This window comes from Blautia aquisgranensis, assembly GCF_040096615.1.
GTDB lineage: Bacteria > Bacillota > Clostridia > Lachnospirales > Lachnospiraceae > Blautia_A > Blautia_A aquisgranensis.
This window is the reverse complement of record NZ_JBBMEJ010000003.1, coordinates 229379-244285: the sequence shown is the minus strand read 5'-3', so window position 1 is coordinate 244285 and position 14907 is coordinate 229379. Positions and strand designations below refer to the sequence as shown.

Sequence of the window (14907 nt, the reverse complement as noted above, 5' to 3'; positions counted from 1 at the left end):
GGGCCAGCACTGGCCCGCCCCGTTGGTTCACAAATACCGGATCTCCACGTGCATTCCACCTTTTTCATCAGTCTCCAGCACCGCATAGCTTGGTCTGCGTCCTCTTTGCCTCGGAAATGCAAGACTTCCCGGATTCACCAGAAGCACTCCATCCTCTTCTTCAAGCACCGGCACATGGATATGCCCGAAAAATACCGCGTTACAGCCTTTTTCCCGGGCAGCTTCTACCAGCTGGTCAAACTCCATGGACACACCGTAATAGTGTCCATGTGTCACCAGAACTTTGTTTCCCTCGATATCAATTACATCTTCTCTTGGAAGATCCGAAAAAAAATCATTGTTTCCGGATACAATGCTGCAGGGACAGTCAGCAAGAGCTTCTATATAAAATTCCCTTCCTTCCACATCTCCACAATGCACCAGCATATCAAAAGGTGCTTCCCGGTTTACCGCCAACTCAAGATTTTCATCTCTTCCGTGAGTGTCGCTTACGATCAGTACCTTCATACAAGCTCTTCCTTTATTAGACGAAGAGCTTTTCCACGGTGGCTGATCTTGTTTTTCTCTTCCATGGAAAGCTCTGCGGAAGTGCAGCCATACTCCGGAAGATAAAAAATCGGGTCATAACCGAAGCCGTTCTCGCCTTTTTCCTCATAACCGATGCGTCCCTCCATTGCAGCACGTACCGTCTCTCTTCTTCCGTCCGGAAAAGCTGCGGCAATGGCACAGACGAATCTTGCTGTTCTTTTCTCATCCGGCACACCCGCAAGGCGTTCTATCAGATTGGCATTCTTGATATGATAAGAAGTGTCCTCTCCCATATAACGCGCAGAATAAATTCCCGGCTCCTTATTCAGATAATCGATCTCAAGACCGGAATCATCTGCCAGAACAATCTCGCCAGTCATCTTACAGATAGCCTCTGCCTTGATCATGGCATTTTCTTCGAAGGTTTTTCCATTCTCATCAATATCTGCATGGATTCCGGCATCCTTCAGTGAAAGGATCTCAAGCTGTGGATCTGCAAGAATCCTGCGGATCTCTTTCATTTTACCCTCATTTCCTGTGGCAAAAATGATCTTTTTCATTATTTCATACTTCCTTTCTTCGGCGGACGTGGTCCCAGGAACTGATAATAGTAGGTTTTCATCATTCCATTATATATTTTTCGGTTCTTATCCGCCTTTCGTCCGATATCATTCTCGGCCTTATCGTAAGCAGTGATCAGATACATGGACCAGCGATCCAGGTGCTCATAGCTCTCGCCGATCTCCCGGTAAAGTGCCGGAAGATTAGATTTTTCCTCGATTCGCTCACCATAAGGCGGATTTGTTACAATGAAACCAAACGGTTTGGAATGACGAAGCTCACTGACCGGTCGCTGCTGGAAATGGATCAGCTTGTCCACACCTGCCATTTTTGCGTTAGCGCGAGCCGCCTTGATAGCCGCTGCATCAATATCAAAGCCCTGGATATCAGTTTCAATATCAAGGTTTACACGGTCTCTGGCCTCTTCTCTCGCGTCGTCCCAGCATTCCTTCGGAATCAGATGCTCCCAGCTCTCAGCAAGGAAATGACGATTCATTCCAGGTGCCATGTCAGCTGCCATCATCGCCGCCTCAATAGGGAAAGTTCCGCTTCCGCAGAACGGATCTACAAGAATGCGGTCTTTTTTCCAGGGGGTAAGCATCAGAAGTGCGCTGGCTAAAGTCTCCGTGATCGGCGCTTTTACTGTCATCTGACGGTATCCTCTCTTATGAAGGGAAACGCCTGATGTATCGATTCCGATTAGTGCAATATCTTTCATAAAAGCCACGCGGATCGGGAATTCCGGGCCATCCTCCGGGAACCAGGAAATTCCGTAAATTCCCTTGAGACGTTCTACAATAGCTTTTTTCATGATAGACTGGATATCAGACGGACTGAAAAGCTTGCTCTTGATAGAGTTTGCCTTGGCTACCCAGAATTTACCGTTCTTCGGTATGTAGTTCTCCCATGGGAGCGCTTTTGTTTTTTCAAAAAGCTCGTCAAATGTCTCAGCTTTTACTTCGCCTACCTTGAGAAGTACGCGTTCTGTGGTACGGAGGAACATATTGGCATCCGCCACGCCCTGGGCATCTGCCTGAAAAGTTACTCTTCCATCTTCCACCTTTGTTACTTCATATCCGAGATCTATGATCTCGCGTTTCAGTACCGCCTCTGTTCCAAAATGGCAGGGCGCAGTTAATTCCCACAGCTTCATAAAGTAATCTCCCGTACTGTATTTCCTTCAAAATCTTTGATTGTAAAGATTCCGTTTTCATATACCGCATAGGTTGGCGGATTGCCTTCTTTCGGAATGGATACGGAACCCGGGTTCAGAAGGATATAATTTCCCATATTTTCAGCCTTCAGCACATGTGTATGACCATGAATAAGGATATCTCCGTCCATCATCGGCGGAAGGTGATCCTTGTTATAGATGTGTCCATGTGTAGCGTAGAAGGTTTTTCCGTCGAGGGCAAGAATACAGTAGTCTGCCATTACCGGAAATTCCAGGACCATCTGATCCACCTCAGCCTCGCAGTTTCCACGTACTGCATAGATCTGATTCTTTCGCTCATTTAAAAGGCGGATGACTTCCTTTGGTGCATATTCTTTCGGAAGGTCATTTCTCGGTCCATGATAAAGCAGATCTCCCAGAAGCACCAGTCTCTCCGCCTTCTCCTCATCATACGCTTCCAGCATTTTTCGGCAATAATATGCCGAACCGTGTACATCTGACGCAAACATATATTTCATAATCGTGTCTCCTTGTGGTTTGTATATAATTGTAGTATCCTGATTTACTTTCTTTACATTATCATGATTCTGTGTAAAATACAAGATTTCTTATATTTCAGGCATTCGCAATTCGCTTCGCTATCCCACAAGATTTCTTCCTCTGTATGCCGCAAAGCCTCCGATTACAGATCTGGTACGATGACCTTGTCTGGCAAAAATTCTGGCGGCTTTCATGCTGGCTCCTCCCCGGTCACAGTAAAATACGAGAATTTTATCAGGGAGCTTACACTGATTCTGAAATGAACATTCCTCCAGCTCTTTATACGGAATATTTACCGCACTCCGGACATGTCCTTTTCTGTAGGATTCAGGATCCCGGAGATCTATGATCATAGCGTCGCTGCGCTCTACATAATAATCCAGCATCTTGGCAGAGATGGTTTCAATCTGAAACATGGAAAAATCTCCTCTTTTTGGTTTATTATATGGAAATTTCATTTCAGATGTGCTTTGTTCTGCTCTTCCAGTCATCAGAAAACAAGGCAGAAAAAGCCTCTTTCCGACTTTATTCTGCCCTGTCTCTTCGTTCATTTACAGAAACTCTTTGATTATTTTTTCAAATCTGCCATTCCTGTACATTTTTCTTTCTGCTCTTATCCTTTGTTTTTCTGACAGAGTCAATATCTGTCAGACTCTCTGTTTTTTTCTGAATCGTATTCGTCAGATGTTTTATTTCCGTAACTGTTACTGTAGCCATTCTTTGAGCTGTTTCGGGAAGTATTTTTAGAACTGTTCCGGGAGCTGTTCTTGCCGCAGTTTCTGGAATCACTTTCCCCGTAATTTTTTCCTGCATAGTTGGATTCATTTCTGTCTGTTTCATAGTTTTTTGCCATTCTGATTACCTCCTGATGAAGTTGGTTTTGTGGCTTTTAAACGTTTTTTTAAACGGTTCTGCCACTTTTTATTACAGAAGATATTATCCCAAAAAGTTTGGAGATTATTCGCCAAAATCATATTGCTTTTTTTTCCAGTTTATATTATAATCATTCTTGTAAAAAGAATTTACCCTTCAAAAATTTTTTTTTACATAACCCCTTATTTAATTATTTATACTCCCCTCGAAATACCCGGTAGCTCCCCTACCGGGTATTTCTCTATGCAGAAAAACAAGCCGCCAGACCTTTCACTTAGTCTGGCGGCTTGCTCTTTAATTACTCATTGGATTTACATGTACCATACAGTGTTTTACATCTGCGAATTTATTTTCTACGGTGTCATGTACATTCTCCGCAATATCATGGGCATCGTGAAGGGAAATGCTTCCGTCCGCTGCGATCTCGATATCCACATACATCTTGGATCCGAAAAGGCGGGTACGGAGAAGATCTACTCTCCGGACTCCCGGAACCTTGTTGATCTCACGGCGCATACGCTCCTCTGTCTGCTCGTCACAGGAATGATCCACCATCTTATCGATAGCATCTCTGAAAATGTCAATGGCTGCTTTCGCGATCATAACGCAGATCACAATGCTGGCGATCGGATCCAGGATCGGATAACCAAGTCTTGCTCCCAGGATACCGACAAATGCTCCGATGGAAGAAAGTGCATCAGAACGGTGATGCCATGCATCTGCCATCAGTGCTCCGGAATTGATCTTTTTCGCAGCACCTCTTGTATACCAGAACATCCACTCTTTTACTACAATGGAAACTACTGCTGCAACCAGTGCCAGTGTTCCCGGAACGGCGATTGTTCCGCCGGATGTACTTTTTACGATATCGCGGGCACCTGTAACGCCGATACCAAGTCCGGTCACAAGAAGCATGCCTGCAAGAACAATAGAAGAAACGCATTCCATTCTCTCATGTCCGTACTGGTGCTCTTTGTCTGATTTCTTTGCGGAAAGCTTCACTCCCACAATAACAATAAATGTACTTCCTACATCAGATGCAGAATGGATCGCATCTGAGATCATAGCTCCGGAATGTGCCACAATACCGGCGATCAGCTTCAGTGCTGACAGCAAAAGGTTTACGAAAATGCTGACTCCGGATACCTTCATGGCTGTCTGCTGTTCCCATGAGCTTGTTCTTTCTGTGTCTTGTAATGTTTTATTTTCTGTGTGTTCCATAAACAGGACCTCCTTTTTTGATGTTACAGCAGCTGCACATAAATGCTTCACAGCATACTATAATATATTGTCAGGTTCTTCTTATGTCACATACATTTTCCGTGAAAAAACCGGCGGTTCTTTCACTACTCGCTGCAGTGCGATTTTCCGCCGGTGTTCCTTCTTACATATTCAGGTTCTGCCTCAAGCTTCTACCATTCTTCAAGCATTCCCATATTTTTGCAGTAAAAAAGACATACCTGCGAAACATACACTGTCCCGCAGATATGTCTGAAAGCAAAGTCACATTCCATATCCGCTGCCGCTTCCTGCGGCCCGGCCCCATGCCTTCGGACAGCTATTTTCGATTCCGAAAAGCATCGCCTGCTCAGTTTGTACTGTTGATCTCGCATCCTGTTCGAATGTAATGCAGTGCAAAGAGAATTTTTACAGTCTTACGGGTCTCCCGTCCGACTTCTCAGCAAGGATACACCATGAACATTATGTTAGTCAAGCATAAGATTTTTTATTTTACAGATGGATAGTTTGTCAAAAAAACCGGGAGCGGATAAATCCGCTCCCGGTTAAGTCTACGATCTGTATTCAGTTGAAATGGCTGATTATGCCTGAGGACCAGCTGCAACGAGTGCTTTACCAGCCTCATTTCCCTCATATTTAGCGAAGTTCTTAACGAATCTTGCTGCAAGGTCTTTAGCCTTTGTCTCCCACTCTGCTGCATCTGCATATGTGTCACGTGGGTCAAGAATTGCAGGATCTACGCCTGGAAGCTCTGTCGGAACCTCAAAGTTGAAGTATGGGATGTTCTTTGTCGGAGCTTTAAGAATAGATCCGTCAAGGATTGCATCGATGATACCACGAGTATCTTTGATGGAGATACGTTTTCCTGTTCCGTTCCATCCTGTGTTAACGAGGTATGCCTTAGCACCGCTCTTCTCCATTTTCTTAACGAGCTCCTCAGCATATTTTGTCGGGTGAAGCTCAAGGAATGCCTGTCCGAAGCAAGCGGAGAATGTAGGAGTAGGCTCTGTGATTCCACGCTCTGTACCAGCAAGTTTAGCTGTAAATCCGGAAAGGAAGTAGTACTGTGTCTGCTCCGGTGTCAGGATAGATACTGGAGGAAGTACTCCGAATGCGTCAGCGGAAAGGAAGATAACCTCTTTAGCTGCCGGTGCGGAAGATACCGGACGAACGATGTTCTCGATGTGGTTGATCGGGTAAGAAACACGTGTGTTCTCTGTTACGCTCTTATCAGCGAAGTCGATCTTGCCCTCAGCATCAAGTGTTACGTTCTCAAGAAGAGCATTTCTCTTGATTGCGTTGTAGATGTCCGGCTCAGACTCTTTATCAAGGTTGATAACCTTAGCGTAGCATCCACCCTCGAAGTTGAATACTCCGTTGTCATCCCAGCCATGCTCGTCATCACCGATCAGGAGACGCTTAGGATCTGTGGAAAGTGTTGTCTTACCTGTTCCGGAAAGACCGAAGAAGATTGCTGTGTTCTCTCCGTTAAGGTCTGTGTTTGCAGAGCAGTGCATGGAAGCGATGCCCTTAAGCGGCAGATAGTAGTTCATCATGGAGAACATACCTTTCTTCATCTCTCCGCCGTACCATGTATTAACGATAACCTGCTCACGGCTTGTAATGTTGAACATTACAGCTGTCTCAGAGTTAAGTCCTAATTCCTTGTAGTTCTCAACTTTAGCCTTGGATGCGTTGTAAACAACGAAATCCGGCTCAAAGTTCTCAAGCTCCTCAGCTGTCGGCTGAATGAACATGTTTGTTACGAAGTGTGCCTGCCATGCAACCTCAACGATGAAACGGATAGCCATACGTGTGTCTTTGTTTGCTCCGCAGAATGCATCTACTACGAAAAGTCTCTTGTTGGAAAGCTCTTTCTTAGCAAGATCTTTAACTGCATCCCAAGCTTCCTGAGTTGCAGGATGGTTGTCGTTCTTGTACTCATCGGATGTCCACCAAACTGTGTCCTTAGAGTTCTCATCCATAACGATATATTTATCTTTAGGAGAACGTCCTGTGTAGATACCTGTCATTACATTGACAGCACCAAGCTCGCTGACCTTACCAACCTCAAAGCCCTCAAGCTCTGTTTTAGTCTCCTCCTCGAATAATGTGTCATAAGAAGGATTGTACACGATCTCAGTTGTTCCGGTAATACCATACTTTGTTAAATCGATTTTTGCCATCTTAACATTTACCTCTCTTCTTTAATAGTAATTATGATAGCCACCTACTATTGCAGGTTCTCGTCATCCTGCCAAAGGAATTGGTCATTCCAACTTCCCTATCCACAATTATACATAAATTGTACGTAAAAGCAACCAAAAAAATTCATTTTCCGCAAAAAAATGATAAATCTTTAACAGTGGCGTTTTGGTACTGTCAGATTTTGCTCCATCTATACTTGACTTTTTCAGAATAATGGCTACAATATATCTGATTATAGTTATTATATATATTTATAATAGCAACTATATGATTTTAATATATAGAAAGAAGTGATTTCTATGTCAGATATTCTGATCAAACGTAATCATATGGAAATCCCTTGGCACAACTACGTAAGTACCAGGAACAGCCAGCCCATCACCGAGGCCTCTCTTTCCGAAAAAGCTTCCCTGATCGGCCGTACAGGCATGATGCTTCTCTCCTGCGGAACCGGTGCCTGGCGGGTACGGAGTTCCATGAATACATTGTCAGAAGCACTTGGCATCACCTGCTCCGCAGATATCGGACTGATGTCCATAAGTTACACCTGCTTTGACGGTGAGAGCAGTTTTTCCCATGCACTTAGTCTGACTACCACCGGCGTAAATACTTCCAGGCTGAACAGGCTGGAACATTTTGTCAGTGATTTTCCTGCGGAAGGTATCCATATGAGCGGTGAAGCACTGCACAGTCAGTTAGATGAAATCGAGCGGATCCACGGGCTTTATTCCCCTGCAGCCCTGGGACTGGCTTCTGCACTGGCCTGTGGCGCATTTACTTTTCTTCTGGGCGGTGGCCCGCTGGAAATGATTCTGGCTTTTGCAGGCGCGGGCATCGGAAACGCCATCCGCTGCAAGCTTGGCAAGCATCATTTTACTCTTTTTATGTGCATTGCTCTTTCCGTTTCTTCTGCCTGCCTTGTATATGCAGGCTTCCTGAAGCTTGCGGAGCTTCTGTTCCACATTTCCGTCCAGCATGAGGCCGGATACATCTGTTCCATGCTGTTTATCATTCCGGGCTTTCCGTTTATCACAAGCGGGATCGACCTTGCCAAACTGGATATGCGTTCCGGGCTGGAACGACTGGCCTACGCCATTATTGTTGTAATGGTGGCTGCTGTCTCTGCCTGGCTGATGGCACTGCTCCTTCATCTGAAGCCTGTGGATTTTCTGCCTCTGGAGCTTTCGGCAGCACAGAGGATCCTGTTCCGGCTTCTGGCAAGCTTCTGCGGGGTATTCGGCTTTTCGGTCATGTTCAACAGCCCTGTCCCGCTTGCCGCAGCTGCCGCCTTCATCGGCGCACTGTCCAACACTTTGCGTCTGGAGCTTGTTGATCTTGCCGGTTTCCCACCTGCTGCCGCGGCTTTTTTCGGAGCACTGACAGCCGGACTTCTGGCCTCCCTCATCAAAACAAAAGTGGGATATCCCAGGATTTCCATTACCGTACCATCCATTGTGATCATGGTTCCCGGGCTTTATCTCTACCGGGCGATCTACAATCTGGGGATCATGTCCCTGAATGTTTCCGCCTCCTGGTTTGCAGCTGCGATTCTGATCATCGTTGCTCTTCCCCTGGGTCTTATTTTCGCCAGGATCCTTACGGACAAAATGTTCCGCTACTGCACCTGATGGGCATACAAAAAGGACTGCTTTCTGTAGCTTCCGGTCATCAACTATCCTTCTGATAACCGGAGCAATACAAAAGCAGTCCTTTTTTGTACACTCTATTTCATTACGATCTCATCAGCGATCCCGATCATTTTTTCCAGGCGATCCGCAAATTTATGGATGGGGAGAAAAACGCCCAGTCCGTCATAACGTTTTCCACCATCCTCCACAGAATCCTGCCCATAATACACAAAAGCTCTTGGAAGCTTCTTCTGAATTGCCATCATGATATCCCATACAGCCGCATAGGCCTGTGCCTCCGTTTCTTTTTCCTTTACGCTGTCCGGAAGCTCATACACCAGCAACACACCGATATGTTCGCCCATTTTGTACTCTTCTACTTCCATGGTAGCTTCATCATAGGCATGTCGCTTCCGGTAGCCATACGCCAGATACATCTTTACACCAGGTTTCTCCCTGTATATCCTGCGGAACCGGTCGTAATCCCTGTCACTTACATGAATTCCCTTTTCCCGCAGAAAATTTCCTTTTTCATCTGTGAGAAACACCGGATTCTCCTGTCCATCTGCATTGAACCTGAACGGTGCCAGAAAAGAATTTCGCAGAAGATCAAACATACTGTTCTGGCAGATCGCCATAAGGAGAGCTGTCAGATCACGGTTTTTATATGCGTCCAGCAATGCATAGGCGAATTTTTCCGGAGGAAGATATCCGCATTCTATGTCTGTATCCGCATCCATGGATTCATAGAAGGTCTCCGTCAGCCGTCTGCACGCCTCCGGATCCTTCAGGATCTTTTCAAATAAAAGCTCCGCCTTTTCCTCTCTTGGAAATAATGTGCTGTTTTCCACAATTCCTCACCCTTTCTAATCTCTATGTTTACTGGAAAACATCAGAATAAAGCTGAGCAGAAGCAAAACATCCGATACCCAGATTGCCGGGATCCCCAGCCTCATGGACAGATTTCCTCCGCCACCGGCTCCAATGGCAAAAAAGAAAATTATTCCGAAATAATAAAGAGCCTGCTTCAGCTGTTCCGGACGTTTTTCACGACAATACACGGACAACGCCGCCGTGCCGCTTCGTAAATTTCCGATGCACATAGTGCTTGCATAGGAATAACCGCCCACCTTCCGGAAGGTCTGTACCTGCATGGCGCAGGAAAAGGATACCAGTACGGTTGCCAGCATATCCAATTCTCCCGGCATAAATCCCACAACAAAAAGGATCAGGATCTCGATCAGCAGGATCATCTGCCTCCAGTGAAGTTTTTTTGCATATTTAAAGGTACTCTGGATCCGCTCCGCCGCTACAACACCAATGGCAAAGGCTAAAACAGGGAACAGGTACCTTAAGCCCTCTCCCCACTGTCCTGTCATAAAATTTTGGCTCATCAGAACCACGTTGCCTGTCTGGGCGTTGGAAAACACCTCATCTCTTGTAAAGTATGTGTAGGCATCCTGAAATCCGCCGGACATTGCCAGAAATACACTTGTGATAAAAGCTTCTGACATCTGCCGGTCCGCATTTTGCAGCTTTCCGCCTCCTGAAACCACTCTAAATCACTCCTGTCATTGATTTTTTTCCTCGGGTGTATTATAGTTTGCTCAGAAGCAAATGTAAAAAGTATTATTAATATCGTAAACATATTAAAATCATATCACAGGATGGAGACAATACATGATCACTTACGACTACTACCGGATCTTTTATTATGTAGCCCAGTATAAGAGCTTTACCAAGGCAGCAAGAGCTCTTCACAACAACCAGCCAAATATCACCCGCTGTATGAACAACCTGGAGCAGGAGCTGAAATGTACGCTCTTTCTCCGATCCAACAAGGGAATCGCACTTACACCGGAAGGCCGCCAGCTTTATGAACACGTTGCCCTGGCTTTTGAGCAGCTGTCCATCGGCGAGGAGGAAATCCGCCAGAACGGAGAGCTGGAACATGGTCTGGTTTCCATCGGCGCCAGCGAAAATGCCCTGCGTCTGATCCTTCTGGAAAAGTTGGAGCTGTTCCGCGAGCAATATCCCCATGTTCGCCTGCGCCTCTTTAACCATTCTACTCCTCAGGCAGTACAGGCACTGAAAAATTATGCGGTGGATTTCGCTATTGTCACCACTCCGATCTCCATCCGCAAGCCTTTACAGAAAAAAAGTCTCCTGCGTTACCGGGAGATCCTTGTATGCGGAAGCAAATATAAGGATCTGACCACTGCCCCTATCAGCATCCATGAGCTTCAGGATCTGCCCTTTGTAGGTCTTGCGGAAGGGACCAGCACCAGAGAAATGTATATGAATTACTTTATGGAAAACCGTGTTTCTTTTCATCCTGACATCGAGGCAGCAACTACAGACCAGGTCCTTCCCATGATCGTCCACAATCTGGGAATCGGCTTTTACCCCGAGCCCCTTGCCCGGGAAGTGATCAATGACGGGAAGATTTTTGCCCTTCAGCTTAAGGAGCCGCTCCCCCAGAGGGAGGTCTGCCTAGTCACAAACAGCAGTACTACCATGAGTACTGCTGTCAAAAAAGCCATTGAATTTATTGTGTAAATCTCTGAGACTGATCAGCCATTTATGCTTATTGTTCCACTGTCCTCTCAATATGCATGGCAAGATAACCAATTTCAATAGGATCCAGCTCTTTACCCAGGCTTTTGCCCAGGCTCTTACATACATCCTCCGCGATCCTGTAGGATTCCGGATATTTTTCTTCTATATATTCATTCATATCCAGCTTCAGTGTCTCCCCTGTGGAGACACGGGCTACCATATATTTGATATGGTTCATCATACGGTTGTAGGACAGGGAGATCACATCGATCTTTCTTCCTGTGGCCATCTCGATCATGGCGATGCATTCCCGTACCGTTCTTGCTGTCTGCATGGCAACAGACACCTTTTCATCTCCAAGTGCTGAGTGAATATGAAGTGCCACATATCCCACCTCATGCTCGTCGATCTCAATATCCATCCGCTCCTTCAGGATCTTCTTCAATCTCTCCGCCACCTTGAATTCGCTGTAAAAAAGCACCTTGATATCATCAGTCAGAGGATTGCTGATCTGCTCATGATTCCGGATACGTCCCACTGCAAAGGAAATATGATCAGCAAGGGGAAACAGGATCCTTCTGTCTATGGTATCCCCAAAGGTCTTCTCAGCTTCTCTCAATATCTCATCTGCAATCTCCAGAAATTCCGGTGCTACGCTCTTTGCCAGTTCTTTTGCTGAGCCACGTTCTGTCTCCTGAGCCAGCCTGTAAATAGTACAGTCTGCCGGAGCCTCAAAACGCTGGCTGACCTTCTTTCCAAATCCCACACCTTTTCCCAGAAGTACATATTCCTGGTTTTCTTCCATATTTATGGCAATGATGCCGTTATTGTTCAATACCTTGCTCACTCTGTACATCTTTTTCCCCACCATTTTTATATATCCTGCTGCTTTTCCACATTCCACCACTGTCTGCCCCGGATTTTCAGTCGACATTTTTGTCTGCAGCTGTTGATTTTCTTTATCGTAACAGAATCTTTCTTTTGTGTAAAGCCCTTCTGACAGACAGTTATTTTCTTTGCCACAGGAAAAGCGCGCCCGGGCATTAGGCGCGCTTTTCACAAAACCAATCTTCTATATTATTGCTGAAAAATTTCCTATTCTTCCACAGTCTCTACTGCGAACAGAGGCTCTCCTGCCTTGATCTCTCCATTGGCAAGAAGGCGTACTCTCTGATTATCCTCGATCTCTGTGCAAAGGATCGGAGAACATAAGGACGGAGCGTTTTCTGTAAGATACGGGATGTCAATCTTCATCAACGGCTCGCCTTTTTTTACATGCTGTCCCTGCTCTACCAGGATCTCAAAGCCTTTTCCTTCCAGCTTTACAGTGTCAATGCCGATATGGAGGAGCATAGGAAGATCTGTATCTGTCTGGAATCCGATGGCATGCTTTGTGTCAAAAATAAACTCTACCTCGCCGTCTTCCGGAGCACAGATCACCGGGTCCTTCGGTGTGACTACAGCACCCTCTCCCATCATTCCTTCCGCAAAGCCTTCATCCGGCGCTGTGGAAAGGTCTGCAGCGATACCGGTTACCGGGCTGTACACAATAGCTGTCTTAAGAACTTTTTTCTCCGGCTGTGCAGCTGCTTCGGATGTATTCTGCGCTGCGTTCTCTGTGGATACGGAAGCTGTGTCTGCCTCACCGGCAGCTTTGTCTGCACCTTCGAAGTATTCATCCGGTGCTGTTTCCAGATAATCCTCAAGCTTTGACTTGATGACTGTTACCTGTGGTCCGTAGATGATCTGAACACCCTGGCCTTTTTTCACGATTCCTCTGGAACCTGTTGTTTTCAGAATATCGTCGTTGACTCTTGCAGCATCATGAACGGTGATACGAAGTCTTGTTGCACAGCAGTCCACATCACTGATGTTTTTCTTTCCTCCAAGGCCGGCTGTGATGGCTTCACTTACCGGGTCTGTGGATGTACTTCCTGCTGCTTCACCGGCTTTTCCGGCTTCTTTTCTTGCGTTTACATCTGCTTTTGTATAAAGCTTTGTTTCTGTGTCGTCATCCTCACGTCCCGGAGTCTTGAAGTTGAACTTTTTGATCAGGAAGGTGAAGATCACATAGTAGAGAATAAAGTAAATGATACCTACCGGGATAATCCTGAACCAGCTTGTCTTTGCATTTCCCTGAAGGATTCCGAACAGGAACAGATCAAGGAAACCTCCGGAGAAGGTAAGTCCTACTGCAATATTCAACATATGTGCGATCATATAAGCCGCACCTGCAAGAACAACCTGTACCGCAAACAATGCAGGAGCTACAAACAGGAAGGAGAACTCCAGTGGCTCTGTGATTCCTGTAAGCATACATGCAAGAGCTGCGGAAAGAAGAAGTCCGCCTGCTGCTTTTTTCTTCTCAGGCTTTGCACAGCGGTACATGGCAAGAGCTGCTCCCGGAAGACCGAAGATCATGAAAATGAACTCTCCGGAAAAATATCTTGTTGCATCTGCACTGAAATGTGCCACATGAGCGGAATCTGCCAGCTGGGCGAAGAAGATGTTCTGTCCGCCCTGTACCATCTGGCCTGCAACCTCCATGGTTCCGCCAACTGCAGTCTGCCAGAATGGCATATAAAATACGTGATGAAGTCCGAATGGGATCAGGGCACGTTTAATAATACCAAAGATCAGAGTTCCGATATAACCGCTGCCTGTTACAAGACCGCCCAGAGCATAGATACCGTTCTGGACTACCGGCCATACGAAATACATCAGAATTCCCACAAACATATATACGATCGTGGAAATGATCGGCACAAATCTGGAACCGCCGAAGAAAGAAAGTGCATTTGGAAGCACGATCTTATGGAAGCGGTTATGAAGAGCTGCCACACCAAGTCCGACAATGATACCGCCGAACACACCCATCTGCAGGGACTGGATACCGCAGACAGAAGTTACCGTACCTTCCAGAACGCCTTTTGCAAGCTGTCCGTCAGCTGTGATCTTGCCGTTTACAACAAGCATACCATTGATCGCTACGTTCATAACGAAATACGCGATCAGTGCGGAAAGAGCTGCAACCTCTTTCTCTTTTTTTGCCATACCAATGGCTACACCCACTGCAAAGATCAGGGGCAGGTTATCAAATACCGCGCTTCCTACTTTGTTCATAATGACCAGAAGAGCATTTAAAATGGTACCCTCTCCCAGAATTCCCTGAAGTCCGTAGGTTGCGATGGTTGTCTCATTTGTGAAAGAACTGCCGAATCCAAGAAGCAGGCCTGCCACAGGGAGAATTGCAATGGGAAGCATAAAGGATCGTCCCACACGCTGCAAAACTCCGAAAATCTTGTCTTTCATGTTTTTCTCTCCTTTTCCTCTGACGTTTCGGGAGAGCATGTCTTTCCAAGTGGGCAACAAAAAAAGACACCAACCCCCATAAACGTCAAATAAAAATAATAACATTTATGACTGGTTAATGCCTGCTTATCAGTTACACACCAAATCTGAAATACACTATACGAGGTTTATTCGGATATGTCAAGGTGAAAATTAAATTTTTATGTTAGTTTTAGCGAACTGCGTATTTTCCTTACCTTGACTTTCTTTTCTGTTATGTTAAGATGAAGATACTGTGTCAGTGTC

General features: G+C 45.8%; 14 protein-coding genes and 1 riboswitch. Of the genes, 2 read left to right on the top strand and 12 right to left on the bottom strand.

The window, feature by feature from the left end:
* Window positions 1-27 precede the first annotated feature (27 nt).
* From WMO28_RS04580 to pckA, 8 genes are all read right to left on the bottom strand, one after another.
* On the bottom strand, window positions 28-507 hold the full coding sequence (locus WMO28_RS04580; protein ID WP_178644917.1) for a YfcE family phosphodiesterase: 480 nt from the start codon (window positions 505-507) through the stop codon (window positions 28-30).
* Window positions 504-1088, bottom strand: a complete 585-nt coding sequence (locus tag WMO28_RS04575; RefSeq protein WP_178644919.1) for an XTP/dITP diphosphatase — start codon at window positions 1086-1088, stop codon at window positions 504-506. The genes WMO28_RS04580 and WMO28_RS04575 overlap by 4 nt, the downstream gene beginning before the upstream one ends.
* Complete coding sequence (locus WMO28_RS04570; protein ID WP_178644921.1) at window positions 1088-2242, bottom strand: THUMP domain-containing protein; 1155 nt, start codon at window positions 2240-2242, stop codon at window positions 1088-1090. Before WMO28_RS04570 ends, WMO28_RS04575 begins: the two co-directional genes overlap by 1 nt.
* Window positions 2239-2781, bottom strand: a complete 543-nt coding sequence (gene yfcE, locus WMO28_RS04565) for a phosphodiesterase (RefSeq protein ID WP_178644923.1) — start codon at window positions 2779-2781, stop codon at window positions 2239-2241. The genes WMO28_RS04570 and yfcE overlap by 4 nt, the downstream gene beginning before the upstream one ends.
* A 120-nt stretch (window positions 2782-2901) precedes the next feature.
* Window positions 2902-3219 carry a rhodanese-like domain-containing protein gene (locus WMO28_RS04560; RefSeq protein WP_178644925.1) on the bottom strand — a complete coding sequence of 106 codons (318 nt, stop codon included), beginning with the start codon at window positions 3217-3219 and terminating at the stop codon, window positions 2902-2904.
* Between the two features lie 221 nt (window positions 3220-3440).
* The gene (locus WMO28_RS04555) at window positions 3441-3656 is read right to left on the bottom strand and encodes a hypothetical protein (protein ID WP_178644927.1); all 216 of its coding nucleotides are present in this window, start codon (window positions 3654-3656) and stop codon (window positions 3441-3443) included.
* A gap of 314 nt (window positions 3657-3970) precedes the next feature.
* Window positions 3971-4897, bottom strand: coding sequence for a cation diffusion facilitator family transporter (locus WMO28_RS04550; RefSeq protein ID WP_349056187.1), 927 nt, complete (start codon window positions 4895-4897; stop codon window positions 3971-3973).
* 251 nt (window positions 4898-5148) lie between these two features.
* A riboswitch (NiCo riboswitch) is annotated at window positions 5149-5278 on the bottom strand.
* A 218-nt stretch (window positions 5279-5496) separates the two neighbouring features.
* A complete protein-coding gene (gene pckA / locus WMO28_RS04545; protein WP_349056185.1) occupies window positions 5497-7101 on the bottom strand; it encodes a phosphoenolpyruvate carboxykinase (ATP) in 1605 nt (534 codons plus the stop codon).
* 321 nt (window positions 7102-7422) lie between these two features.
* Between pckA and WMO28_RS04540 the strand changes: the two genes are divergently transcribed.
* Complete coding sequence (locus WMO28_RS04540) at window positions 7423-8751, top strand: threonine/serine exporter family protein (RefSeq protein ID WP_178643127.1); 1329 nt, start codon at window positions 7423-7425, stop codon at window positions 8749-8751.
* A 95-nt stretch (window positions 8752-8846) separates the two neighbouring features.
* Here the strand turns inward: WMO28_RS04540 and WMO28_RS04535 are convergent, their stop codons facing one another.
* Complete coding sequence (locus tag WMO28_RS04535) at window positions 8847-9602, bottom strand: DUF4866 family protein (RefSeq protein ID WP_173736841.1); 756 nt, start codon at window positions 9600-9602, stop codon at window positions 8847-8849.
* Window positions 9603-9617: 15 nt separating this feature from the next.
* The gene (locus tag WMO28_RS04530) at window positions 9618-10265 is read right to left on the bottom strand and encodes a YoaK family protein (protein ID WP_173736935.1); all 648 of its coding nucleotides are present in this window, start codon (window positions 10263-10265) and stop codon (window positions 9618-9620) included.
* Window positions 10266-10431: 166 nt separating this feature from the next.
* Here WMO28_RS04530 and WMO28_RS04525 point away from each other — a divergent pair, with 166 nt between their 5' ends.
* Complete coding sequence (locus WMO28_RS04525) at window positions 10432-11310, top strand: LysR family transcriptional regulator (protein WP_092070206.1); 879 nt, start codon at window positions 10432-10434, stop codon at window positions 11308-11310.
* 28 nt (window positions 11311-11338) lie between these two features.
* Here WMO28_RS04525 and WMO28_RS04520 read toward each other — a convergent pair whose 3' ends face one another.
* Both WMO28_RS04520 and WMO28_RS04515 read right to left on the bottom strand, forming a co-directional pair.
* Complete coding sequence (locus WMO28_RS04520) at window positions 11339-12166, bottom strand: PRD domain-containing protein (RefSeq protein WP_349056193.1); 828 nt, start codon at window positions 12164-12166, stop codon at window positions 11339-11341.
* Between the two features lie 239 nt (window positions 12167-12405).
* Window positions 12406-14622, bottom strand: coding sequence for a glucose PTS transporter subunit IIA (locus WMO28_RS04515; RefSeq protein WP_178641166.1), 2217 nt, complete (start codon window positions 14620-14622; stop codon window positions 12406-12408).
* Window positions 14623-14907: the final 285 nt, after the last annotated feature.